This is a genomic window from Bacteroides sp. 224 (assembly GCF_010500995.1).
GTDB lineage: Bacteria > Bacteroidota > Bacteroidia > Bacteroidales > Bacteroidaceae > Bacteroides.
The window spans coordinates 1-25,925 of sequence record NZ_QVMK01000013.1 but is presented as its reverse complement, the minus strand read 5'-3'; the positions used below and the strand labels follow the sequence as shown (position 1 = coordinate 25,925).

21 protein-coding genes are annotated in these 25,925 nt (G+C 38.0%); 13 read left to right on the top strand and 8 right to left on the bottom strand.

Translation table 11 applies throughout. The features are described from left to right. The gene (gene pbpC, locus D0T60_RS08335; RefSeq protein WP_239059524.1) at positions 1 to 2,304 is read left to right on the top strand and encodes a penicillin-binding protein 1C; all 2,304 of its coding nucleotides are present in this window, start codon (positions 1 to 3) and stop codon (positions 2,302 to 2,304) included. A gap of 30 nt (positions 2,305 to 2,334) precedes the next feature. On the opposite strand, the gene D0T60_RS08330 is transcribed toward pbpC, so the two are convergent. Next, positions 2,335 to 3,024, bottom strand: a complete 690-nt coding sequence (locus tag D0T60_RS08330; RefSeq protein ID WP_163217707.1) for a response regulator transcription factor — start codon at positions 3,022 to 3,024, stop codon at positions 2,335 to 2,337. A gap of 247 nt (positions 3,025 to 3,271) precedes the next feature. Between D0T60_RS08330 and D0T60_RS08325 the strand changes: the two genes are divergently transcribed. The 12 genes from D0T60_RS08325 (at position 3,272) to creD (ending at position 18,170) form a co-directional block, all read left to right on the top strand. Continuing rightward, on the top strand, positions 3,272 to 5,857 hold the full coding sequence (locus D0T60_RS08325; protein WP_163217706.1) for a tubulin-like doman-containing protein: 2,586 nt from the start codon (positions 3,272 to 3,274) through the stop codon (positions 5,855 to 5,857). A 45-nt stretch (positions 5,858 to 5,902) separates the two neighbouring features. Next, entirely contained in the window at positions 5,903 to 6,475 is a 573-nt protein-coding gene (locus tag D0T60_RS08320) for a hypothetical protein (RefSeq protein ID WP_163217705.1), read from the top strand. A gap of 33 nt (positions 6,476 to 6,508) precedes the next feature. Further along, positions 6,509 to 9,616 (top strand): tubulin-like doman-containing protein, encoded by a 3,108-nt coding sequence (locus D0T60_RS08315; RefSeq protein WP_163217704.1) that lies wholly within the window; start codon positions 6,509 to 6,511, stop codon positions 9,614 to 9,616. Between the two features lie 9 nt (positions 9,617 to 9,625). Beyond that, positions 9,626 to 10,456, top strand: a complete 831-nt coding sequence (locus D0T60_RS08310) for an Ig-like domain-containing protein (protein WP_163217703.1) — start codon at positions 9,626 to 9,628, stop codon at positions 10,454 to 10,456. 12 nt (positions 10,457 to 10,468) lie between these two features. Then, the gene (locus D0T60_RS08305; protein ID WP_163217702.1) at positions 10,469 to 11,626 is read left to right on the top strand and encodes a hypothetical protein; all 1,158 of its coding nucleotides are present in this window, start codon (positions 10,469 to 10,471) and stop codon (positions 11,624 to 11,626) included. A gap of 12 nt (positions 11,627 to 11,638) precedes the next feature. Next, entirely contained in the window at positions 11,639 to 12,400 is a 762-nt protein-coding gene (locus D0T60_RS08300; RefSeq protein ID WP_163217701.1) for a hypothetical protein, read from the top strand. After that, positions 12,393 to 13,406 carry a nuclear transport factor 2 family protein gene (locus D0T60_RS08295; protein WP_163217700.1) on the top strand — a complete coding sequence of 338 codons (1,014 nt, stop codon included), beginning with the start codon at positions 12,393 to 12,395 and terminating at the stop codon, positions 13,404 to 13,406. Before D0T60_RS08300 ends, D0T60_RS08295 begins: the two co-directional genes overlap by 8 nt. A 37-nt stretch (positions 13,407 to 13,443) precedes the next feature. Further along, a complete protein-coding gene (locus D0T60_RS08290) occupies positions 13,444 to 14,847 on the top strand; it encodes a hypothetical protein (RefSeq protein ID WP_163217699.1) in 1,404 nt (467 codons plus the stop codon). Between the two features lie 23 nt (positions 14,848 to 14,870). Then, on the top strand, positions 14,871 to 15,620 hold the full coding sequence (locus tag D0T60_RS08285; RefSeq protein ID WP_163217698.1) for a hypothetical protein: 750 nt from the start codon (positions 14,871 to 14,873) through the stop codon (positions 15,618 to 15,620). Between the two features lie 184 nt (positions 15,621 to 15,804). Then, the gene (locus tag D0T60_RS08280; RefSeq protein ID WP_163217697.1) at positions 15,805 to 16,395 is read left to right on the top strand and encodes a hypothetical protein; all 591 of its coding nucleotides are present in this window, start codon (positions 15,805 to 15,807) and stop codon (positions 16,393 to 16,395) included. Beyond that, positions 16,395 to 16,694, top strand: a complete 300-nt coding sequence (locus tag D0T60_RS08275) for a transcriptional regulator (protein ID WP_163217696.1) — start codon at positions 16,395 to 16,397, stop codon at positions 16,692 to 16,694. Before D0T60_RS08280 ends, D0T60_RS08275 begins: the two co-directional genes overlap by 1 nt. Positions 16,695 to 16,823: 129 nt before the next feature. After that, on the top strand, positions 16,824 to 18,170 hold the full coding sequence (gene creD, locus D0T60_RS08270; RefSeq protein ID WP_163217695.1) for a cell envelope integrity protein CreD: 1,347 nt from the start codon (positions 16,824 to 16,826) through the stop codon (positions 18,168 to 18,170). A 93-nt stretch (positions 18,171 to 18,263) separates the two neighbouring features. Here creD and D0T60_RS08265 read toward each other — a convergent pair whose 3' ends face one another. The 7 genes from D0T60_RS08265 to D0T60_RS08235 form a co-directional block, all read right to left on the bottom strand. After that, complete coding sequence (locus tag D0T60_RS08265; protein ID WP_163217694.1) at positions 18,264 to 19,115, bottom strand: energy transducer TonB; 852 nt, start codon at positions 19,113 to 19,115, stop codon at positions 18,264 to 18,266. 187 nt (positions 19,116 to 19,302) lie between these two features. Next, entirely contained in the window at positions 19,303 to 21,006 is a 1,704-nt protein-coding gene (locus D0T60_RS08260) for a M56 family metallopeptidase (protein ID WP_163217771.1), read from the bottom strand. 13 nt (positions 21,007 to 21,019) lie between these two features. After that, entirely contained in the window at positions 21,020 to 21,385 is a 366-nt protein-coding gene (locus D0T60_RS08255; RefSeq protein ID WP_163217693.1) for a BlaI/MecI/CopY family transcriptional regulator, read from the bottom strand. A 153-nt stretch (positions 21,386 to 21,538) separates the two neighbouring features. Beyond that, positions 21,539 to 21,952, bottom strand: a complete 414-nt coding sequence (locus D0T60_RS08250) for a Fur family transcriptional regulator (RefSeq protein ID WP_163217692.1) — start codon at positions 21,950 to 21,952, stop codon at positions 21,539 to 21,541. A gap of 217 nt (positions 21,953 to 22,169) precedes the next feature. After that, positions 22,170 to 22,736: an alkyl hydroperoxide reductase subunit C gene (ahpC, locus tag D0T60_RS08245; protein WP_163217691.1), complete on the bottom strand. Its 567-nt coding sequence runs from the start codon at positions 22,734 to 22,736 to the stop codon at positions 22,170 to 22,172. Between the two features lie 691 nt (positions 22,737 to 23,427). Then, complete coding sequence (locus tag D0T60_RS08240; RefSeq protein ID WP_163217690.1) at positions 23,428 to 24,075, bottom strand: hypothetical protein; 648 nt, start codon at positions 24,073 to 24,075, stop codon at positions 23,428 to 23,430. Positions 24,076 to 24,094: 19 nt separating this feature from the next. Beyond that, positions 24,095 to 25,600: an IPT/TIG domain-containing protein gene (locus D0T60_RS08235; RefSeq protein WP_163217689.1), complete on the bottom strand. Its 1,506-nt coding sequence runs from the start codon at positions 25,598 to 25,600 to the stop codon at positions 24,095 to 24,097. Between the last annotated feature and the right edge of the window lie 325 nt (positions 25,601 to 25,925).

The following is a 25,925-nucleotide window of genomic DNA, read 5'->3' as shown; positions in this document are numbered from 1 at the left end:
ATGAAAACAAGTAGGAAGATTGGCTGCTTAATTGCCATCATCCTACTTGTTCTTTATATGGGTTGCCTGCCTGGTAAACTATTTGATGTATCTTATTCAACAGTAGTAACCGATCGTAACGGTGAGTTACTGGGTGCTCGTATTGCGAATGACGGTCAATGGCGCTTTCCTGCTTGTGATACTGTTCCTTTGAAACTGAAAGCATGCATTATAGAATTTGAAGATCGTCACTATTACCAACACTGGGGAGTAAACCCACTTGCCGTAGGAAGAGCCATTAAACAAAACCTACAACAAAAGCGCATTGTGAGCGGAGGAAGTACCATCACCATGCAAACCATTCGTCTTTCTCGGAATAAAGCACGTACACTGGGAGAGAAAGTGGTTGAAGCCATACTTGCCACCCGACTGGAATTCAGTTACTCAAAAGAAGAAATTCTGGCGATGTACGCTTCTCATGCCCCTTATGGAGGAAATGTAGTGGGGTTAGATGCTGCTTCATGGCGATATTTCGGTCATGCAGCGAAGGAACTTTCCTGGGCGGAGGCTGCTACTTTGGCAGTATTACCCAACTCACCTTCCATGATGCACTTATCTAAAAGCAGACAAGCTTTGAAGAATAAACGAGATAGATTACTAAAACGCTTATTCGAAAAGAAAACAATAGATGATATCACTTACGAACTCGCGCTGGAGGAAGAATTGCCTGATGAACCCTTGCCTTTACCTCAAGTAGCCCCACACTTGGTTGCCCATTTATATAAAACAAAGAGAGGGCAGGAGTCTGCCTCTACCATTGATAAAGGGATTCAAATTCGGGTAGAAGAAGTGGTGGAACGCTGGAATGATGAATTTACAAAGAGCGACATAAAGAACCTGGCAGCTATTGTGCTTGATGTGCAAACCGGCGAAGTAGTGGCCTATTGTGGTAATGCTCGTTTTGAGGAAAAACGATTTGGAAATCAGGTAGATGTTATTCGCTCCCCTCGTAGTTCCGGAAGTATTTTAAAACCATTCCTTTATTATGTAATGTTGCAAGAAGGAGAAATATTGCCTGCTACCTTGTTGCCGGATATACCTGTAAATATCAATGGTTTTACTCCTCAGAACTTTAGTCGTCAGTTCGAAGGTGCTGTTCCTGCCGGAGAAGCTATTGCCCGGTCATTGAATATTCCCTCGGTTCATCTGCTAAGAGAATATAGTGTGCCTAAATTCCATGATTTTCTGAAACAAATAGGATTAAAAACCTTGACCAGACCCTCGGCCCATTACGGACTTTCTCTGATTCTGGGAGGAGCAGAAGTCACCTTATGGGATGTAACCGCTGCGTACGCGGATATGGCACGAGCACTCCAAAACTTAGATAGAGTACCTTTCGCTCTGCTTCTTTCGGAAATAGAAAATCGCAAGTCACAACCACCTCTTTTTAAGCCGGGTGCTGTGTGGCAAACCTTTAATGCGATTAAGGAAGTGAACAGACCCGAAGAAATAGACTGGCGTTTAATTCCCTCTATGCAAACCGTTGCCTGGAAAACGGGAACCAGTTATGGCTTTCGCGATGCCTGGGCAGTAGGAGTTACTCCTCGTTACGCTGTAGGCGTATGGGTAGGAAATGCAGCCGGCGAAGGAAAGCCTGGTTTGGTAGGTGCTCGAACAGCAGGACCTGTAATGTTCGATATCTTTAATTTACTCCCTTCTTCCGATTGGTTTTCAACGCCTTATAGTGAGTTTACGGAAGCCGAAGTTTGCAGAAAGTCTGGTCATATTAAAAGTCGCTTTTGTGAGGAAACCGACTCTATACTGATTCTTCCTGCAGGCTTTCATACCGATCCTTGTTCGTATCATCATTCCGTTACTTTATCGGCAGATGAAAGATACCGCCTTTATGCTGATTGTGCAGAAAATGAGCCTGTGGTATTGCGCAATTGGTTTACACTGCCCCCTGCATGGGAATGGTACTATAAACAGCATCATTTGAATTACAAGTCCTTGCCTCCTTTCAGACCAGGCTGTGGAGAGGATATGCGTTCGCCTATGCAATTTATTTACCCGCAGATGAATGCGAATGTCTTTTTGCCCAAGCAGTTAGATGGTACTCCCGGAGCCATCACTTTTGATTTGGCACACACTAATCGTAGAGCATCCGTTTACTGGCATTTAGACGGTGCTTATATAGACATGACACAGGATTTTCACAAAATCTCCTTAATGCCCGAACCCGGTAAGCATGCTATGACAGTAGTAGACGAAGAGGGAAATACACTTTCGGTGACTTTCTTTGTGCAGAGCCGGAAAAAAGATTAATAGGAAAGTCCTATAAGCAAGTTACAACTCTTATTCATGTTTCTTTAGTATATCCTTTTTGTTGATGAAACCGTGAATGATAGCTTTACCTACTAATTCGGTGGCACTGTTTACGCCCAGTTTCCGAAACAAGTCTTTCTTATACGACATAATCGTCTGTTTAGTATGTCCCGTTTTTGTGGCTATTTCCTGCGAGGTATAGCCTTGAGCAGTCAGCTTGATGATGGTTAAATGTATATCATTGAATGCCTCTACCAATAAAAAAGAATCAGAATCTTTATCATCCGAGTCTTTACTGATTTGTTTAAACCGTTGGCAGTAAAATTTTCCTCCGATGTAGACTTCTTCTACCGCTTTCTTTAGGAAATCTAATGATGAAGATTTTAGAACAACCCCTTCGATATTGAGTGTCAGTAATGATTTGATAATCCATAACCCTTCATGCATGCTATAAACAATAATCTTAGCATTTGACTGTATGCCTCTGATTATTTTGATAAGCTCCAATCCTTCTACATCTTTGAGATTTAAATCCACAATGAAAATATCTTGCGGTTTAGTTCTTATATGTTCTAAAAGTTTAGCCCCTTCTGTAAAAGTGGAGATTTGTACATTGATAAAGTATTTTTTAAGAAATGAACAGACGCCAAGCAGAACAGAGTCATGGTCGTCGACAATTGCAATATTAAACTTTAATTGCTGTAGCGAAGTGGTGGTCATTATCGTGATTTTATAGCATTAAGTTCCGAAAATATGACTTCAAAGTTACAAATAAAAACGCGTACATATACCCATATATATGGGTGTTTGCGTATTGAATATTTTATAAACTTTGCGATTCGTTATATTTTTCAGCTAAAAAAGGAAACACACGTTAAATTAAGAAAGATCATCTATATGTTTTTAGCTTATATTCGGGTTCAATAAAAATATAAGGAAAGGCTAATGAGGATGGAAGGCTAATACAATGACAAATCATTTGATAATTGGGCTTGGGGGTACTGGACATGGAATAATGAAAGCGATTCGAAAACGTATTGCTGAAGAATTTCATAATGATTTGTCTATGAATGGGGTGGAAATAGAATATTTGTATGTCGATACCATTCATGCTGTTTCAGCAGACACTTCTTTGCTTTCATTACAAAAAATAGCCCTTTATGGGGTAGATTCTAATGTATTTGATAATCTTTCTTTATATCCTACTATTCAATCCTTTATTACTCCGGTTGATAAAGAACTACTTTTAGGAAATGCTAATCATTTGAATAATGGTTTTAGTGGGCAAAAACGGAGGTTGGGACGGTTATTACTCGCAAATAATATTCTCGGACTTCATGATGGAAGCTTTACTGCACGGTTGAGAAACAGTGTACTGAAACTGATTGACAGAAGTAAAAAAGAAGAAGTCACTTTTCATATTTGTTCAGGTTTAGCCGGGGGAGTTGGTTCTGGATCAATAATTGATATTATTGCGCAAATTCGTAAACAGTTTGATCCCAGAAAAAGCACTGGTAATCGATATAAATTGTATTTATATCTAAATGTTCCTGAAGGCAATATGGTTGATCCTATGTGTAATGCAGGATATTATCAGGCCAATAGTTATGCTGCTTTGAGCGAGTTAAATGCTATCTCTATAGGTGTTTATAAACCTTGTGATTTAGACTCCCACTCTAAAAGGGAAGATGGAAAAGTAGAGAGATTATTAGGAGGGTGTAATGCTTTTGAAATGGCTTATCTCTTTACAAATAGCGATGAGGATGGACGTCAGCAACAGTTTGATAGTAAAATATCAGCTTCTGTTGCGGATTTCTTATTCCAAAAGATTTATGTACATATGCATGGGTTACTTAGAATGGAAGAATTTAGTTTCGATGACATACGGAATGATGTGGGTACACCTATACTTAGTAACAGTTTTTCCACTTTTGGCATTAAGAGAATAGACTATCCCGAATTAGAAATAGAGAAGTATGTGACTTATAGTTTTGTAAGGCAGGCTATTCTTCAATCATTATACGATAATTGGAATCATAAATCCGGGTTTGAAGAACTTTCGTTTGATGAAGTTAACATTGATATAGTTGATGAAAAGATACGAGAAGAGTTTTTGTTAGCAGATCGTTACTTAATACTTTCTACACCTTTAATTTATGATTCCACAACCAAAAAATGGAAAGAAATAGCTCCAGAATGGGAAACATGGATACAACTCTTTGCCGACGATATCCAAACCGGACAAGATAAAAAGAAGTGGTTGAGTGACTTTAATTCTTACTGTGATTTACAATATCATGCCCAATATCGTGGTTCTGGAGTCAAAGAATTTTATAAGATTCAGATAAACGAAAGATGGAGATATGCTGATTATATTCGTCAGCATATTGAAGAAAAATTATTCAATGGATGGAGGAGTGGAGCAAAGTCTTTATTGGAAATTGTGAAGTTTTTGCATCTTCTCATAGAAGATTGTGATAAGAGAATTCCTGAGTTTCAAAAAAAAATAGAAGATTTTGAGTATTCTATACAACACGAAATTATTCCGGAAATTGAACTTTGCGAGAAGGAATGGAAAAAAGTCGGTTGGTTAATAAATATTATAGGTAGTCCCTATCGTAAGATATTCCTGGCATACAAAATGGCTAAAGGTTCTTACTATGAATTATTGACATTGACTGAAGGATATCAATATGCTATATCACTGATTAGTTTGGTGAAAAGTGAATTGGCAAGAATTCTTGAAACTGTGAAATCATTATATTTTCTGATTTCGGAGATATTGATTCATATAGAAACGGAATTAGATAAGAACTGTAAGCATCCGGGGGAATTTGTGAAGATATGCAATCCTGAATGGGTGAAAAATCTAACCAAACAATTTGTTTCTGACGAATTAGTGCAAAAGCACAATGCCTCTTTAGCTCGAAATGGATTGGCTGAATTATTGGGTACGGATGGAAAAAGAGGCTTTACTAATATGCTCGACAAGTTAGATATGGTTAGCATAGAAGATACATTTATCCAGGTTTGCTTAACAACTGCTTCTTCTGTGATGGCTGATTTGGAAGTTACAGATCCTACTCAGAAGATAATAGACGTAAATATTCTAGAGAAGATTAAGAAGTCATATACTTCAGATGAACAATTAGAAGAGTTAATTCAATATCTGGTGCAATCTTCACAGTCCTATTTGCAGTTTAACTCGGAAGAAGTTGATAAATTAGCTATGAAATATGGGATTCCATTGCGGCATGTTGTGCAATTAAGTTTACCAGAGTATTATGATGCAACTAATTTTAGACAAAAGTTTATTGATATGTTTAAAAAAGCATGTCCGAAGTTTAGCGTTCATAGTGACTTGTTGACTAATTATAAAAGAACCGAGTTGGTAGTTGTTAATGCCACTGTTGGTTTCCCGTTGAGTATTGTTGCGAATATTGAGACATTAAAGGATAGATATAATGAAATGTTGAATGGTTCTGAAGCTGCTTTGCATAAGATGATGCTCCATACAGAAAGCGACATTTTGTTACCCAATTTGCTTTGTTAAGTTTTGAATAAAGAGGAATGAATAATATATAAAGAAAAGATTAGTATGTTATACGTTATTGGTGAATTGTTTTCCTGTATCTTTTGGGGAGCACTTATTGGCATAGCAACAACCTTGGCGTTGTTTTATTTGCCTAAGATGATCGCTCCTCATTATTCATACAATCCTTTAGGTTTTTTTCTTCTTGCATTTGGACTTATATTCCTTGGGTTTCAATCAACTTTCTTTATAGGTGGGGTTAAGGTGAAGTCTTATCTGCCCACCAAAGAGCAGATTGTGAGTTTGTTACCGCAGGTAAATATCTCTTCTTCTTCCGTCAACTTAAAAGAGGTGTCCGCGGAATTAGTTAGTCAATATCCGATGCTGGCCGATTATGTGGAGGATATTAACATAGAAAAGTTGGAAGTGGGTGAAACGGTCTTTTCCAATGCCTTTGAAGTGGCATCTTATTATACTAAGAATATTCAAAGCGCTGTAAACGGTTACCTGTGGAGACGCGTGGCTTGGTTTATGGGGGCGGTGTGCCTGATTGGGTTTTACTTTTTTAATGATGCGTCGAAGCAGGGGAGGAGAAGAAGAACTGCCACCACAAGACGAAGAAGTAGGATGTTAGACTAAAGTATAAGTGAAAATAATTATAATATAAATATCATGGCAAACCATTTAATTATTGGACTTGGAGGAACCGGAGGTTCCGTTTTGCGTGCTTTACGCAAACGTATTTATGAAGAGTTTCGTTCGAACGATCCTACGAGTGATGCACATATCGAATATTTGTATGTAGATTCCAGTCTGGCTGATTTGAACAACGAAGAAGATTGGCAGACATTGGGTATGTCGGTGCAACTTTCTCCTGCTCAACGCTTATCAATCAATGGAATAGGTTTCGGTGTGTTGAGTAATTTAGATCAATATCCGGGTATCAATGCATTTATCAATCGCAAAGATGAAGCGATGCTGAAAGAGGGAATTGGCGCTATAATCAGTGAAGGTATTGGCGGACAGCGCCGACGTTTTGGGCGTATGTTAATCGCCAATAACATGTGCGGATTACCACAAAACACATTTGTAGGTCAAGTACATTCGCGTGTAAAAGCATTAAAAGAGAAAGAAGATGTGGATGATGTAACTTTCCATATCTGTGCCGGATTAGGTGGTGGAACGGGTTCAGGCTCCATCGTTGATGCTGTGACACAAATTCGAAATGAGTTTCAACGTACCGGAGATGACCGTGCAAAATTTAAGATACAGTTGTATCTCTATGTACCAGAGAAAATCATTCAAATACCGGGAGGTGAAGATAGTAACCGCTACTATCAACCTAATGGCTATGCTGCTTTGTTAGAACTGAATGCCATGTCTGTAGGACGTTATTTTCCTACAGATGTAAAAGGAAATACCGACGAATATGGCAATGTACGCCGTCTTCTTAAAGGACAGGACGCATTTGATATGGCCTATCTCTATACCAATGTTAATGAAGCAGGCAAGGAGGTGAACTTGCACAAAGTGCTACCCAACATTGTAGGAGACTTCCTCTTTCAAAAGGTGGTGGCTTCATCAATGCAGAGTGGAGGAAAGATGGCGCGCTTGGAGAGCAACGAGAATAATGGCTTGCTACCGGAAGAGAATGAAACCAAAGAACCAGTACATAGCCGTAAGTTTATGACATTCGGTGTAAAGCGCATAGAATATCCCGAAACTGAGGTCGTGGAATATGGTGCTTATTATTTTGCTCGTCAAGCTTCTACGCAAATGCTCTATGGCTTGTGGGATGATGCACGCGGATATATAGAATGTACTGAAGACATGGTGGGTAAAAGTTATGTTCATGATGTTGATAAAGACTCTGAAAGAGAGGCAAACTTGCTGACCGATGACTATTTGCTGCTTAGCAAACCACTACCGTCAATAGAAAAGCATGTTACCAACTGGAAACCAATTGTTCAGGGTTGGGAATTTTATATAGATCGTTATAAACAGGATGTACAGACTGAATGTCCTAAAAAAGAATGGTATGAGGAGTTTAATCAACTCTGCGAGAAATTCTTTGACTCAATGTATCGCGGTTGTGGCGTGAAGAAGTTCTATTTCGATTATGAAACTCAAATTTCTGGTTTTGCTGAAGAGATTTGTCGTCGTATTGAAAACAACTTGTTTGCCAAATGGAAGAATGGTGATATGTCTATCATGGAAGTGCATAAATATATCACATTGTTGATAGAAAAATGTAACCAGCGCTTAGATGATTTCAAGAGTAAAATTACCAAACGAACAACTTACCTGAATGAAGATTTAGCAGATCAGCTGGAAGGTATTCGCAGAGATTGGAACAATATTGGCTGGCTCACAGATGCACTCACGAATGCTTCTACCAAAACATTCGGGCGTTTTGCTGATGCAAAACGGGAACAACTCACTGTGATGACCTCTGTAGCAGCTTATGGGTATGCTGTAAAATTGATGTCGGAAATCATAAATATGCTCACTCTGTTCAATGTCAATACTATTGAACCATTTATGAGGGTGTTGGATGATTATGCTGATATCATGAAAAAACAGGCGGAGGAGAAATGTAAATTGAGCGACGCCGAAATGGGTAATATGAATGGTGAAGTAGTAAAAGAGTATGATCCTAAATTGGTACGTGATACAATTCAGGGATTTCTTAAGAATAAAGCCAATCAGAAGCTGCATGCAGATAGCTTACGTGCGAAGATCATAGAATCAGTGGGCATTACTAATGATGGATTCAGTACACTCAGCAAGAAAATAAATGTAGGCACATTGCAGGAAATAACTCTGAAAGCTTGTATTGAGAGTGCACGTAAAGAAATGGATGATTATTCGATGAAGAATGCGAATCAACGCTTGGTTAATGTGAACATTCTGGATAAATTACGTAACACTGATTGTAGCACACCAGACAAGCGTAAACGCTTTGTGAAAGAAATATATAATGCTGCGCAAAGCTTCTTACCTTTCAATGGTTCGGAAGAAGGTAAAGGAAGTCCGGAAACAGCAGCCAACCATCAAAAGATCATTCAACTCTCATTGCCCCTTTACGAAGATGATGATACGTTCCGCAATGACTTTATTAAAGATTTTGGCGAAAGTGGTAAAATTCCATTTAATAAGGATTACGATGTGTCAGTTAACTTCAAAAGCAATCAAATTGTTGTAGTCACTGCGCACAGTGGATTCCCGTTACGTTATGTTGATAATGTGAGAGTATTGAAAGAAAAATATGATATACTGACCAGAAGCGAAGTAAACCGCATGGTTGTACATACTGAAAGCTTCTCTAAATCGTCGTTGCCTACCCTTTTTAGCAAAAGTGCTGAAGAAGCCGAAAAAGAACTCATGCCCATTGTTTTGTTGGCTTATGCGATTGAAGGTATTATCATAGAGCGCGAAGATGTGGAGACCGGAGAGAAGATGAAAGCCTTTGCCGGAGAGAAAAATAAAATGGGACGTATAAGCCGATGGATTGATGCTGGAGACGATATTATCTCTACACTTAAAGAACTGAGTAAGATGACCCGTGCAATGGATGCGGCTATGTTAAAGAAAGTTGTAGTAGAAGAATTAAATACTAACTACAAGGGCGAGAAGAAAAAGGCATTGATGCTGAAGTTAGGTGAAACACTAGACAACGTAGTTCTGCCACTTGTGGGTAGAAATGAAAAGAATCTGTTATATGTTGCTTTCAATGCAGCAGCAGAAGAGTTATGTGATAAAGATTTAAAAATTGATTAAAATAGTTTTATGGCAAAGAAAACAGGTATTTGCAGGAATCTTGACTGCGACAATTATAAAAAGGAAATAGAGGTAGAACCCGGAGGAGATTTTGAGTGTCCACTGTGTCATCAGCCTTTGGGCGAAGGTAAAAAACGTAATAGCAAGGATGATCCTAATACGGGTAGTCCTATGAAAAAGATTATAATAGCAGTGGTAGCCTTGATAGTTCTTGCTGGCGGAGGCTATTTTGCGTATACTATGGTTGCAGGAGGCGACAAAGAGGAACCTACAACATTAGAGTCTATAGCCCTTAATCAATCTTCTACTACTCTTGAAGTGGGTGCTGTAGAAACCTTGCAAGTCACTAAAACCCCTGCTAATGCAGAAGCAACATATATTTGGACTTCCAACAATGAAGCTGTTGCAACAGTGGAAAATGGTACTGTTACTTTACTGAAAGAAGGTGAGGCTACCATTACTGTAAAGGCTTTGGAAAACGAATCACTTAGCGCTTCATGTGTGTATGTAGTGGAAGGAAAAGGTGGTGGCGACTCTGACCCCCTTGTAAGAATCGAAACCGGCGATGCCGCCACCGGCACCGGTACTGGCACCATCAGCTATCACTACGGAAAATACACCGGAGAAATAAAGAATAACAAAGCAAATGGTACAGGAAGCTTGAAGTTCTATAAAGCATACCGATTGAGCCAATACGATAAACAAGAAAGAATGGCTGAATCAGGGGATGTGGTATCCGGAACTTTCAAAGACGACAACCTGACCAATGGTAAATGGTTTGACAAAGATAACACCCAAAAAGGTGCTGTGTTAACCGGAGAATTAGGCACACCTGAATAAAAACGAAAGAAAATGAGGCTTACATCTGTTATAACTCTCATAATGCTTTTCTGCTTCCAAGCACTTTCTGCCCAGCCGAAGGCTGAAACGGAAGTAATGAAACGTATGTATAAGGATGCTCAGGAACGGAAAATCACTATAGCGAAAAGTGGAGAGATTGCTTTGGGAGCAATATGTCCGGGCAAGTCGATGAGAGTGGTTGTTACAGATGGGGTGCTCAGCGAAATGGGAGTAACCTTGTTTCATCCGGGGTTGGATAGAAAGGTTGCTCCTCCTGTGTATATATTTATAGAACGCTATTTGCTAAGTTTATTATTGAAGAAGAATCAAACTGAGCAAAAGTACTTGATGCGTGAAGATTTTGTAGAACTAAAATTGAATGGTAGAGATTTGTTTCAAACAAGTCGTTCTGTTTCATTAGTGTTGCAAACGATACAGCCGGGAACTCCTTTTACGCTGATTGGAAACGATACTCATTTTACAGCACGATGGACAATAGATAACGGAAACACCTCTTTCGAAGTTCGCTTTCCTAAACAATATGACTTGATATTAGGGAAAGACAAAAAAGAAACGGCTCAAGCTTTTTGTCAGGATGTGTTGAATTATCGTTTTACCGAACATTCCGGAAAATTAGATTCACTTTACTTTAAGTATATCCCCGAGAGAAAGGTATTTGAAGAGATTGTCGATACATATATGATTCCTCAGGTAAGAAATGGAAAGTATATCCGCCAAAGGGGAGGTACATTTGAGTATGTATTTAATGAAAGAATGGGGGTGGAATCATTGTTAAATCTCTTTCTTCATGCCGATGAGATGGATTGGAACAACGCCATTTCATTAACTATCAAAGGATACTATCAGATGAATCAGGTAGTGAAACTTCCATTGAAGAATCTGTGTGCTTATCTGAAAGAACAAAAATGTACCGGTTATCTGGGGATGGAAGAAGAAACAAATAAGGAGTATAAGGGCACGGTGTTCTATATAAATAGAGATTTAATGTATAAACATCTTTTATACTTCAAGTTTCCCAAAGAAGCTTTTAAGAAAGGAGATATTGTAATTACGGCAGATTTCTACCCATATATTCCAATAAATAATATTGGAGATTTGTATGAAGATATAACGACTTCCCAAAAGAATATTCTTGCACCAAATAAATAAAAAACAATGAATATGAAACATATTATAGCATGTTTACTGATGGTTATTCCTACGATGATTTTTGCGCAGGTAGATTATCTGGAAGAGAAAACCAAAATAAATTCGATAAAGAAGAACAAAAATTATATCTATGGCGAAGGTATGGCGGCCACCGAGCAGGAAGCTTTGGAAAGTGCAGAAAGTAGCCTACGCACAGAAATCATGCGTTTGATTACCGAAAAAGAATCGCTACAGGATGCAGAAACCATATTGCTGAATGCCGTAAAGAAGAACTCTTCTAAAGTAGCACTGAAAAGAGGGACTATGGAAAGAGTGTTTTTGTATGTTCATAAAGATAATATAATGTCGGGTGGCACAGTGATGGCAGTAGACAATCCGGTTGCTGTGGCGGTTACTAAGTCTGACGAAGCAAAAGTGATTGTGCCGGATTCTTCTTTAGAAGATCTTGTGATTGAAGAAGAAATAGTTAAAATAGAAAACGAAGTGAACCTAAATGAAATAGCTTCACCTGTTCTAAGAACAATTGTATCTAAAAAAACTGTAGCCGATGTGCAGAAATGTATGCAGGAGCTAAAAGCTGAGCATAAAATAATGTATGGCAATGTCGGTGCTGAAATGAATCCTACCTGGTATATTTTGGTTTATTCGGATCAGGGCATCGAAGCCATTCTGGATAAAGGAATGGGTAAAAGGAAAAACTTCCTGACAGGAAATATGGATAACATGAATCTTTATGGTAGAAGTAAGAAAGTGTGGTTTTTAATTTATGAATAAAGAAGATATGAAAGTAAATCGTTTCATGAGTATTAAGAATTGTATTATACTGGTTTTGGGATTATTGGTAAGTGTATCGGTAAAAGCTCAATATAAAACATCCTTTGAATTGCTTTATGCCTCTGCAGGTATGAAAAAGACTTTGGAACAGAATGCGGGAAAACTGATTACCGAATTTAATAATGCACAGGGAGAAAAAAGAAATCTCTCTCTTGCCGGTATTGATATTGCGCCGGAAGCAGCTTCGTCTATCTTTACACTGTGGGAGATATGCCCTTTTCGTTGTGATGAAATAGAAGTGGTAGAAAACTGTACAAGCAAACTGACTGGTGGTTATCAGGTTCGTAATATCCCCATGATTATGGAACCGCGTTCGGGAGAGAAGTTTGATGCCGACCGCTTTCAAACCATCGTTCTTAATTTTGATGCCAAAGGACAGATAGAAAGTTTATTCTTTGGAATCAGATCTGACGAGTATAAAGACCTGATGGCTTCGGATAGAGAGGTGACAGACTTGCGTAAGCGAACAATTATTTTGGATTTCGTAGAGCAATTCCGTACGGCTTATAATAAGAAAGACTTGAACTTTCTGCAAGATATATTCAGCGATGATGCTCTTATTATCACCGGTAGAGTGGTGCAGAGAAAAACGCAGGAAGGTGCAGTTGCTATGCCGGGAGGCAATGTGGAGCTGATTACACAAACTAAAAAGCAATATTTGAGTCGCCTTGCCAATGTGTTTAAGAATAATGCACGTATCAATGTGGTGTTTGAAAATATTAAAGTAAACTCTCATCGTTCTAATAAGAATGTTTATGGGGTGAAACTTGTTCAGCATTGGAATTCCGGTTCATATAGCGACAAAGGATATTTGTTCCTGATGTGGGAGTTTGATGAAAAGGATGAAACCAAACCTCCAATGATTCATGTACGTACATGGCAACCATATAATGAAACACCTAAAGAGAAAGTGTTTGAGTTGGGAGACTTCAAGATAAACAAGTAAACCAATAATAGATAAAAGATATTAGAAGCAACAAAATATGAAACGAATTATAGCAGTCTTTTTCCTTTTCGGTGCCTTTTCTCTATTTGCTCAGAATATGAATGTAACCGTAGGTAAGCAAGAAGAAGTTTACAAAGGCAGCAAATACAAAGCCCGTGTAGATTTTATTTCTAACTCTCCGGCATTAATAATAGATGAAAACAATGGTGAAAAGATTGAAGCACCTGTGAAGAAAGATGGTAAATATATTTACACCTGCATTTGCGACACACGCGATGCCAACAAATTCGGCTTTAATATTTCTCTGAAAGGAAGTACGGCAAAAAGAGATGTAGCCGTTTTTCTGGAAGAAGGAAACTGGATGGAGTACTTGGTAGATGTAGATAATTCCTCTGTGCAAATAAGAGTAGATAAGGACGAATCGCTAACAGTAGTTCCTATTGAAAATACAGCCAAAGTAATCATCTCTTGTAAGGATGAAAAGCTGAAAGTGAAAGGAAATCATGGCGAACCGGTAAAAGGACCTGTTAAAAATGAAGTAGGTACTTTTACTTATGAAGTCATATACGATTTAAGCAATCCCGAAGACCGGGCACTGGAACGAATAGTACAATTATCTGTGCCGGGCATGAATAGGCCTATAGATTATAAAGTAGAAGGCTTAGGCCCTAAAGTAGGGATAGAACTCGCAGTATTGGTTATTAAAGAGTCGTGCTATTTAGATCAAGTATCTCAAGCGCAGAATTACACATTGAAGGGCAACTATTTAGGTGCTTACCATATCTATAAGAATCTACTGGAAGGAGATCTTTGCGACGATAAACCCAAAGACCCTACTGCCGATGAGAAAAAAAAGGCAGAACTCGAATATTTAGCTAAAGTACTTATAAAAGCACAACAAGAATACACCAAAGCCGAAACCTTTCAGGCACAAGGTGAGTGGCAAGATGCACGTAAGCACCACGAAGAAGCACATAAGTGCAGGAGGGTTATTTTAAAAAGCAACCCATCTGACGTTTATTGTTTAGAATACAATCGCAAGTATGATGCCTTTCAAGCCATAGCGCCACGTACTGTAGAAGGAATCATTTGCGACAAAACACGGATGGATGTCAATAATAAGCACCTTCCTTTGGCCAATGCATTTATTGTGTTGCAAGCCCATGAGCGAGATACAAAAACTGTAGGAGGCATTAAAGTTCCTGCTGCCGGAAAAGTAATCAAAGGACAAGAGAAACTCTTAGGACAAAGTGATGAGCAAGGACATTTCAGTGTATCCGTTCCTCACAACACCAATGAGATTATTTATAAGATTTGCTTTACCACCAGCGAAGGATTCAAATCAAGTGTATATGGTTTCGAATATATGCCTACTGACCAGAAATATACTGGAGGATTGAAAGTGCTGATTGCTCCCAAACGAATCAATATACAACGATGATTAATATAAAAAACTAAAACAAAATGAAGAACTTAGTCTTGAAAATGATGCTGTTTACTCTATTAGGTATAGGGTTTGCAGCCATACCTGCACATGCTCAGAAAAGCAAGAAAGAGAAAAAGGAAAAGAAAGAATTTAACTGGTCAAACATTCGTCCGGATGAGTTGAGCGGTCTTGAGGATTTGGATGAGTATATCCTGACCTGCGACACCATTTGGGAGAGAATAACTACCTACCGTGATTCGATCACTTTCTTTCAGATTGACACCATAAAAGCACAAGATCCGGCTACAGGAGAGCTATTTAAGGTGATGAAAATACGCGATAAAGATGGAAAAGAACGTAACTTCTCCGGTTCTTTTATGCAGTGTGTGGAAATGGCCACTACAGGTGTAGGCATCCTAACGGATGTATCGATCATCACATTACTCAATGCATCGGCGGCTACAGACTTGGTGTCTAACCCTCTGTTAGCTTTGAAGTATGGAAAATGTCTCAAGGGCGGAGTAAATATAATTTCAATGGCTTTTCGTGAAGTAAAAACAATTATAGAAAAGTCTAAAAAGCAAGGAGCCGATATCAAAGCATTGAAGAAAAGCCAACTTGGACAATCTACAGATACCGCCATCGTGCTTACTGAGGAAAGAGAAGAAGGAAAGGATTATAGTGAGTATGTAGATATCTCGGATATAGACTTGGGTACTCCGGAAGAAGGTGGTATCAATATCGACGAAATAGATATAGATAAAATAGAGATTCCTAAGCAGTCTTAATCCAATCCTCGTTTTATAGTCTAAAAATACTTCTTAAAACTTATAAGCTGTTTCAACCCACTCGTTGAAACAGCTTTTTTAATTCCCTCTTCTTTCTTTATCTTTTAAAATCTGTTAAATCTCCTTCTGTCTTCTTTGTATTATCATTTCTATATTTAACTTTGCGGTACAAAGTACTTTTTATATGGATAAAATAAAAGCAATACAATCAGTAAACGAGATTAAAGAGTTGATGGAACGCTCTTCTAAATTTGTCTCATTAAGTGGGCTGACAGGGATACTCGTCGGACTTTATTCGTTAATAGGAGCATGGGTGGCTTACTCCTCCATGAATGTTTTGGCAACAACTCGTTTGTACGACGTTGTATTGATAGCCTTAGTTGTATTAACAGTGTCGGTAGTTACCGCTTTTCTTGTGTCTTATTACAAATCGAAGAGATCTAATCAAAAGTTGTTTAATAAGCTTACTTATCGAATTGTATGGAATTTCTCTATTCCTCTTTTGACAGGAGGGCTGTTCTGTTTAGCCTTATTATATCATCAGCATTATGGCTTAACTTCAAGTGTAATGCTTTTGTTCTATGGTCTTTCACTGGTCAATGTGTCGAAGTACACTTTCTCTAATGTGGCTTGGCTTGGGTACGCTTTTCTGTTTCTTGGTATTCTCGATGCCTTCTTTGAAGGATATGGACTGTTATTCTGGACACTTGGCTTTGGAGTATTCCATATTATATATGGTATTCTGTTTTATTTTTTATATGAAAAGAATAGATAATGCTGGAGGATTTTCATCATATAAACAGAGCCTTTGAGAATAAAGTTCGTCTTGGAATTATGGCTATTCTCATGGTGAATGAAAATGTAGATTTCAATATGCTCAAAGAGCAATTGTCTCTGACGGATGGGAACCTGGCCAGTCATGCAAAAGCTTTGGAAGAATTGAAATACATCTCATGCAAGAAGACATTTGTTGGGCGCAAGCCCAAAACAACCTATAAGGCAACCAAAAAAGGAAAGGAGGCATTCAATGAGCACCTTCTTGCTCTGGAACGGTTTCTCAAATCGGATTTTTGAAATAGTAGTCAGTAGTTAGAATATAGTAGCATATACTTATGCAATCACTATAAAATAATTACTGCTACCCTCATAAATCCTAACTACTATATTCTAACTACTAACTACTATCTACTAAAATTATAAAACATGGAAGAATTAAATGACTACCCACCCGTTTACGAAGAAAAGAAACGAGGCTTTTTTCAACGTATTTCTAAAATACTGAAGGTGGTAACAATTGGCTTTTTGGTATTACTATTGTTGATTCCAATGAACATGATCAGAGGGCTTATCAACGAAAGACACGACACCGAAACCACAGCTGTATGGGAGGTAAGCGATAAATGGAGTGGCAAGCAAACCATTGTAGGTCCTTATCTGAATTTTGATTATGGTATCATGCGCGATTCTGAAGGCAAGCAAATAGTTACCAAAGGAGCAAAGAACCTTACCTTGCTTCCCGAAGAACTGAGCATTGATGCACAACTTATTACTGATAAACTAAATAGAGGCATCTATGAGGTGAATGTTTACCAGTCAATACTTACTTTAAAAGGAAACTTTAGCCCTAATGATCTTAAAAAGCAAGGTATTAACATTGATAAAATAAACTTTGAAAATGCTACCTTATGTCTTGGCATTTCGGATATGAGAGGTATCAGTGAGCAGATTAAAGTTGTACTTGGCGATTCTGTTTATAATTTTGAACCGGGATTGAATGGTAAGATGTTAGCATCTTCGGGTGTTAATAAGGTGATCGACATAGAAGAATTGAGAAATAAAGTAGTGCCTTATACCATTGAAATAAAGCTGAAAGGTTCTCAGGGAATGTTCTTTGCTCCATTAGGCAAAACAACGAAAATTGCCATGAAAGGTAACTGGGGAACTCCGAGCTTTGATGGAAGATTCCTGCCGGAGAAGCGCGAGATTACCAAAGAAGGCTTTACCGCTCAATGGCAAGTTCTGAATCTTAACCGTAGCTTTTCACAAGCTTTCATAAGCAATGATGCAGTGGAAGAAGTGGAAGAATCTCTGTTTGGAGTAAACTTGAAAGTGCCTGTCGATCAATATCAGCAATCTACCCGCACAGCCAAATATGCTATACTTATTATATTATTAACCTTTATAGTGATATTCTTTGTAGAGATTATGGATAAAAAGAGTATTCATGCTTTACAGTATTTGTTAATAGGTTTGGCACTTTGTCTATTCTATACTCTATTGATTTCTATATCAGAGCAAACAAGTTTTGGTATGGCTTACCTAATTTCTTCGGTTTTAACCATCACCTTGATTGGGTTGTACATCCGCGGAATTATGAAAAAAGTAAAGCCGGCACTTATAATGATAGGATTATTGAGTGTATTATATGCTTATATTTATGTATTAACTCAGTTGGAAACGCTTGCATTGCTGGCAGGAAGTTTAGGACTGTTTGTGATACTGGCCATGCTGATGTACTTCTCTAAGAAGATTGATTGGTTTGGGGAATAAACAGCTCTTTAGAAGATACTGAATACATAAAGCACCGGAATTTCAAGAAACATTATCTTGATTCCGGTGCTTTGCTTTTAGTGATTAATTGCCTCAAAAAGTAGAGAAAGGATCATCCATTTTATATGGATTCTTTCTTGCCGGTAATTTGAAGTTTAAGGGTACAGTATATCTTACCTTCACCTTTTTACCCTTTTGAATACCTGGTTTCCAAAGAGGCATTTTCTTTATTACTCGTTTGGCTTCAGCATCTAAAAAAGGATGAACGCTTCGTATAATACTCGGATCAACAGCTTTTCCGTTAGTATCGATAACAAACGATACTATAACGCGACCGCTAACACCAAGTCTCAGAGCTTCAGTAGGATAGTTTACATTTTCAGCAAGGAATCTTTGAAGTGCTGATGCGCCACCCGGAAATTCGGGCATAATCTCAACTATTTCGAGCACCTCTTCTCCTTTGGCTGGAAAGATGTCTTTATCCAGTATTTGTACAGTTTTCGATTCGTTAATAACAAAAGAAATAGGTAATGTATATTTGGTTCTTACACTTTTTTCATTTAATTTGCCGGATACCCAATGTGGCATAGTATTTACTATTCGAATAGCTTCGGCATCAAGTTCCGGACTTATGCTTTGAAAGACAGTCGGGTTAGTTATTGTTCCATCCTTCTCTACAATAAATTGTATCAAAACCATTCCTTGATCTCCTTTCTCTTTAGCAGCTTCCGGATAAACTATGCTTTTATTAATAAAGCTAATCATTTCCATTTGCCCTCCTGGGAATGAAGGTACCAACTTTATAATATCATACACAGTAGAATCATTCATCAACTCACTGTCTTTTGTTTGTGCATTAACATTATTAGGGATTACGGATGAGATGGTGAAGAGGAAAAATAGTAATGTAAGTTTTCTCAGGGGTTCTTTTAATCTGTTTTTCATATTTGTTAATGATTATAGTTTAGTAGCTTACTATAAGACCTTTTACAAATATAATTACTTTTAAAAAGAATGCAAGGGTTTATTCTGATTTTGTGATTAGTTTTTGGTTTTTATCAGGGCAGACACAAAGCCTGCCCTACATCATGCGGAACATGATTTTATATAGAATTTATCACTCCCCCTCTCTCTACTTATTCTCAATTTCTGTTCGAGGTTTCTCGTTTAAGCTAAAAGTTATAGGTACTGTATAATTCACATTTACATTCTGTCCTCTTTGCTTACCCGGTTTCCAATCGGGCATGGTATTGATAATCCGAATGGCCTCAGCATTTAATGAAGAAGATATGCCACGTGCGATATGAGGATTTGTTACTTTTCCTTCTTTGGTAATAGTGAATTTAATAATCACTCGTCCTTCTTCCTTTGCATTTTGTGCCTCAACCGGATATTTGATGTTTTGTGCAAGAAAATTCATAAGTCCTTCTTTACCGCCAGGGAACTCCGGCATTGTTTCAACTACTTCAAAAACTTGGGTAGAAGGATCGGTTGGTGCAGAATTATTATAGGCAATGGTCACAACTTCCGCGTGGTCGATTTGTGTAGGGTTATTATGGGAAACGATCATAACTTCCTCGGGACCGCTTGGCCGAAATGAAACAGGTATTGTATATTTTACACGTACCGTTTTTCCCCGTTGTGTACCAGGAGTCCAGTTAGGCATATTAGAAACAACTCTGAGAGCTTCTTTATCCAGATACGGATCTATGCTACGCACTATAACAGGATTGTTTACGGAGCCATCTTTTTCAACAATAAACTGAACTACAACTCGTCCTTGTATTCCGCTTTCCATGGCTTCTGGCGGAAATTTAACATTGTTAAGAAGATATGTCATTAATGCTTGATGACCACCGGGAAATACAGGCATATTTTCTACTACTTCGAAAGGTACCGTGTCGGTTAGGGCTACGTGAGGTTGTACGGCCTGTCCTGCTAATCTTTCCGTATTTCGGGCTATGGCTTCGATGTTGCTGATTATCAGTAGTAAAGCGGCTAAGGGTAGAAACATAAGGTATTTGGTTCTGCCTATACGCCCTGTTCTTTTTGTATTCATCATTTTAATTCGATTTTTAAGTGGTAAAACATTGAAATTATTTGAGAGTGTAGCTACCTGTTTATGATGTGCCAATCCTAAAAGATGGTATTGATACCTTTTGCTGTCATAACCGTGTTCCAGTACTTTGTTGTCTGCCATAAATTCGAGGTTGCAGCGTACTTCGCGCTTCATCAACCAAATGAAAGGGTTGAACCAACAAATCATACAGAATAATTCACTGATTATCACATCTATGGAGTGCCATTGGCCGGCATGTGTTTTTTCGTGAGTCAATATTTCCTCTACTTCTTCTTTTTCATGAGCATCCGGATTAATAAATATCCATTTAAAGAATGAAAAAGGTCCTTGTTCTTTATTGAGTATATGAATTTTGACTCCGTTTATATAATCCGTTTTTGTACATGCGGCAAGCTTTATAATGCTGGTAAGTTGAATAAAGAAGCGAATGAATAAACCAGTACATACTGCCCAATATATATAATGTAGAGAAGAAAGAATAAAGTCTTTCCAACTGAATGCTTTCGAAGCTTCGATTTGAATATCCGGCAACATGAAACCGGCATAAAGATCGGCCATGGCAGCTATAGGCTCTTGACTCTTTACCCATTCCTGAATATTTAATAAGGGATAACATGCTGCTACCAGAAAGAAACAAAGTAAAGCTGTGCGTCTCCATTTAAAGAAGGTATCTTTATAGAAGAAGAGTCTATAGAATGCATAGAATAATGCGATGGCAATGTTGACTTTCAGAAAGTAGGTTAACTCGTGACTCATGGCAGGGCGAAGATTAGTTTTCTTTTCCTTTTTCAATCATGTGGATGATTTCTTTCAGGTCATCCGTAGAGATTTTCTGGTCTTTTGCAAAGAAAGAAACCATTTCCTTATAAGAGTTTTCGAAATAGTTGCGTACTACATTACTCATAAAACTCTTCTTATATTCATTTTCTTTGATGATAGGGGTATACTGATATGTGTTTCCATATCTTTTGGATTCGAGATATCCCTTTTTCTCCAGGTTCTTTACAACAGAAGCTATGGTTGTATATGGTGGAGTGGGTTTTTGATACTTTGCTACTATGTCTTTAACAAAACAACTTCCCAACTCCCAGATGTGGATCATTGCTTCTTCTTCTTGTATAGTTAGTTTTTCCATATTAATGTTGAATTACGAAACTATCGCAAATCTACGAAAGTTTCGTAGATAAGCAATGATGCTTCGGTTAATTAATGTAAAAGGGCGGTACAAACAAAGCCCTTACCAATGATTCGTTTGGTAAGGGCTTTGTTTTTCTTATTATAGTAGATGTTAATCTTGACAGTGCTCGCAGATGCCTAAGAAGTAAACTTGAGTTTCATCGAGCTTATGATTGGTGTCATTACTAAAAGGAGGAACTTGATTCTCATCTAATGGAATATCGTAGATTCTTCCACATTTTTTGCATTTAAAGTGTGCATGTGTATATGTATACGCATCATAGCGCACATTCTTCTCATCAATTGTTAGCGAGAGAACCGCATTCTTCTCGTACAGAAGTTTGAGCGTGTTGTAAACAGTAGCCTTGGATAATGTAGGTATCGAAGGAGACAAACTGCAAAAAATCTCATCAATGGTAGGATGAGTTCTATGTTCCATTAAGTATTGCATAATAACCACCCGCTGCATAGTGGGCTTAATATCATGGCTCTTTAAATAAGTATGTATCTCCTGAATATTCGTCATTGAATTAAAATATAAAAAGATAGTGCAAATATACTCTAAAAGTTATAAACTTGATTTAGATTAGCTACAGATTAACAAATATCGCTGCTCTTTTATCTAAAAATGTAGAATATTGTTCATACTCTTTTGTTTAGTAGAAAAAACGGGGCAAAGGAATAAGACCTTTACCCCGTTTCCTTGATAGAAATTTAGAGTTTATTTGAAATTGGTTAGTTAGTTAGATCTTACCTACAAGGTCAATACCCGGTTTCAATGTTTTCTCTCCTTTTTTCCATTTAGCAGGGCATACTTCATACGGGTTCTCAGCCACAAATTTAGCTGCTTCTGCTTTGCGGAGAAGTTCGCTTGCATTGCGTCCGATTCCATTATCATGGATTTCGCAAACTTTGATTTGCCCTTCCGGGTTGAATAAGAAAGTACCGCGATAAGCCAATCCTTCTTCTTCAATATATACACCCAATGCGCGAGAAAGTGCCCCTGTGGGGTCTGCTAACATTGGATATTGTATTTTTTTGATGCTTGGAGATTCATCGTGCCATGCTTTGTGCACGAAGTGTGTGTCGGTACTTACTGAGTATACTTCAATGCCAAGCTCTTGAAATTGAGCATAGTTCTCGGCCATATCTTCCAATTCTGTAGGACAAACAAAAGTAAAGTCTGCCGGATAGAAGAAGAAAATACCCCATTTCCCTTTTACATCTTTATCGGTAATAGTTTTGAACTCGCCATTGTGGAAAGCGTTTACTTTAAACTCGGGGATGTAAGAATTAATAATTGGTGCCATACATAAGGTTTTAAATATTTTATTGTTTTATTAATTTAGAATGATTACAAATGTAGGCTGATTATTCGAATTAGCAATAGTTATAGCTTATATTTTAGCTTCTTTAACGATTTTGCGATTCTATGAGGGAGAATATCAAATTACAAATAACCGTTCTCATGCATCATTCAGGTAAATGAAAGCCTCTTAGAATGGCTTTTTCTCGACCAACATTGGGGAAGGTTGAAAATAACGCAAGGAAATCGGGTTTAAGAAAAACGAAGTGATACTGTTTTTGCTCGAATTGTTTGCGTTTGTGCTGGTTGGTCTGTTGTTTTGTTCTCTTTTACTCCGTTGAAATGTGTTTTGTGAATGAATTAATAGCAAATTGATAATTTGGTTTTGTTCTTTCGGGAGGGGCTAATAAAAAAGGAATAAGGGTGAAGATGGTAATTTGAACCGGACCATACACTTTCAGCCTGCAAAGGTATATACCTAAAGGTCGCTTAAGTGTACACCTAATGGTTGCTTAGGTGTATATCTAAAGGTTGCTTAGGTGTACACCTTTGGGTTGCTTAGGTATATACTTACAGATATCTTAGGTACGTACCTTTAAAAAGTTTACATGTATACCTTTAGAATACTTACTTGTACAACAAAGCAAAAAAAATGCCGGAACTACAATAGCCCCGGCAGATTTCACTACATCTTTCTATTTCAAAACTTTAATTGCAGGAAGAGGTTCAATAGTTAATGTTCCTACCAAGAGTTCTTTATTGGAACCCAATGAGTTATCATAGATAAACTTAACCTGTACCGATATTTCTGTGTCTACTTCAGGAGCCACAAAGGAGATGCTGCTTTCATCTTTGCTTCGGTAGGTTATTTCTGTATTGTCTAAGAATATACTCTTAATAATTTTTAAGCCTGTTCCTTCCAGCTCTACAACCTTACCCGATATAACCGAGGAAGGTAATGATGAAGTCACTGTTGGAATCACAGGAGGTACAATTACCTCTAACTCTTCTGATAAAACGATTCTTTTATTGGTATTATAAGTTACAAACAACTTGACTTTTTGAGTTTCCAATAATTCAGGAACTACTACGGTTAAGGAATGTTTGTCTCTTTTGGCCAATTCAAGATTTACTTCAGCTTTGGCTTCTCCGAAGGTAACCTTGGTAATCAGGTGTATGTTAGAACCTGTAAAAGTAATTTCATCTCCTACGGTTACTGTGGTTTCTGTTATTTTGTTTACAGAAGTTTGAGGGATGTCGATGTCATTATCACGCGTACATGCAGAAAATATCAGTACGAGTGAATAAAGCATTGTTGATAATAAGCTATATTTTTGTTTCATGATTCTTTTCATTGAGGGGTTAACGTTCAAAATAAACATCAAATTCAATAGATGCATTAGCATCGTTATCAGCTTTCAGCTTGTCGTAGTACACGTTTATTTTTCGGATGTATAATAAACCTACCTTTTTCTTTTTCTCATTCTTGAATACTATCACACTGCCTACTTTAAAGATGCTTTCTGATTCTGTGCCAACGGCTTCGCCTGTTTTACGAGTTCTGACAGAGTTCTTATCTGCCACAATTTTACCATTAAATAGGGCAGGGGTTGCCTCGGGAGAGAGTTCGGCTATTTCTCCGTTTACAACTTTGTTAATAATTTCTGCTTGTTCGGCCTTACTGCTTAGTAATACTTTGAGAAGTGTTTTGGTGCTTAAAAAGTCGCCAAATCCTTCTTTGGTTAGTGCATCAAGTGTATTGGCTGTGGTAATTCCTTTGCCGTCGCACCAGTAGTTCCGGAGTCCGTTTACTGTGTTGTGCGGACTGTTAATAGCAAAATCAAATCCACTATTGAAAACAGATGCAAAATCAATTAAAGGTTGAGAAGCAGGGGTTTTAAGCACACAAACAGAACTTGCATCTCCGGTAGCAGCATTAAATAGGTTACCAAAATTGGCGTTTCTGTGCGATCCAAGCGTCCGGTTGAGGTAAGAGAATACTTTGGGGATAAATACTTCGCACGATTCGGACAAGGTAACAGATGCTGTTTCCTCATAATAATAGGCAACTACTTTAACAGAAGCGGTTTTGGGCAAAGTGGGTACGTGGAAAGTAAGAAAGGATGATTCATAGCGAGTTATCGATGCCTCTACATTGCCAAACATCACTTTCTTTATGAGATCTAAGTTTTCACCAGTCAGTGTAATGGTTTTTCCTTCGGTAACCTTTGCAGGCATAGAAGTTGAGAGTACAGGTCTGGGCTTTTCAATCTCGAACTTACTGTCGGCAGTGATACTTTGTTCGCCTTGTTCATTGGAATAGGTAAGACGGATGTCCACTAAATCGTCCAATACAAAAGGAACTTCTACCACCAATTCTTTTTCGCTTTGGTAGCTGATAACAGCTTTAGTGTCTTTGAAATAAACACTTTCAATGATATCTAAGTTACTTCCGCGAAATTCAACTTCTTCATTCACTTTGCCCGATTGGGGAATGGTTGCTAAACTCGGTTGTGGAAAGGTTACAGTGAATGATTGCTCACTTTGTGCCTCTTTCTCTTTAGTTTTAAATACGATTTTACCGTTTTGAGCCCCTGTAGGTACCACGATTACGGCTGTTTGCTGAGAAATAAGGTATTTAATAGGAGCTTCTACATTGCCGATATAAGCATGCAGTACATCACGGAAATATGCTCCGGTAACAGTTATTTCCGTACCGGCTTTTCCGCTACCGGGTTCAAATCCGGTGATTGAGGGATCTCCCTGAACAATTGTGTCAATCTTAAGGCTTTCACTACAAGACGAGGCTACTGCCAATCCCGATATAACGAGCAATAGTGAGAACAAACGAATTATATTCTTTTTCATGATTTCGTTTTCTTTAATGATTAATAATTGGGATTTTGAGTGAATACCCCATTGTTATTATCGATTACGCTTTGTGGAATAGGAAGAATCAATTGGTAATCTTCCAGATGGCCCGGAGCATTGGTATAAGTAGAATAAAAGCTCCACTCAATGCGGTGAATATGATCGTTTAGAATGATAGAGAGATAAGCAGTAATAAACGTGTTTTCATCTTATCTATTTTAAGTAAGTAGGTATTCATAATTAATTTATAAAATACCCCCTCCGCCCTTTGGGCACCTCCCCCTTGCAGGGGAGGAGTCGATGCCGCAGGAATTCCTCCCCT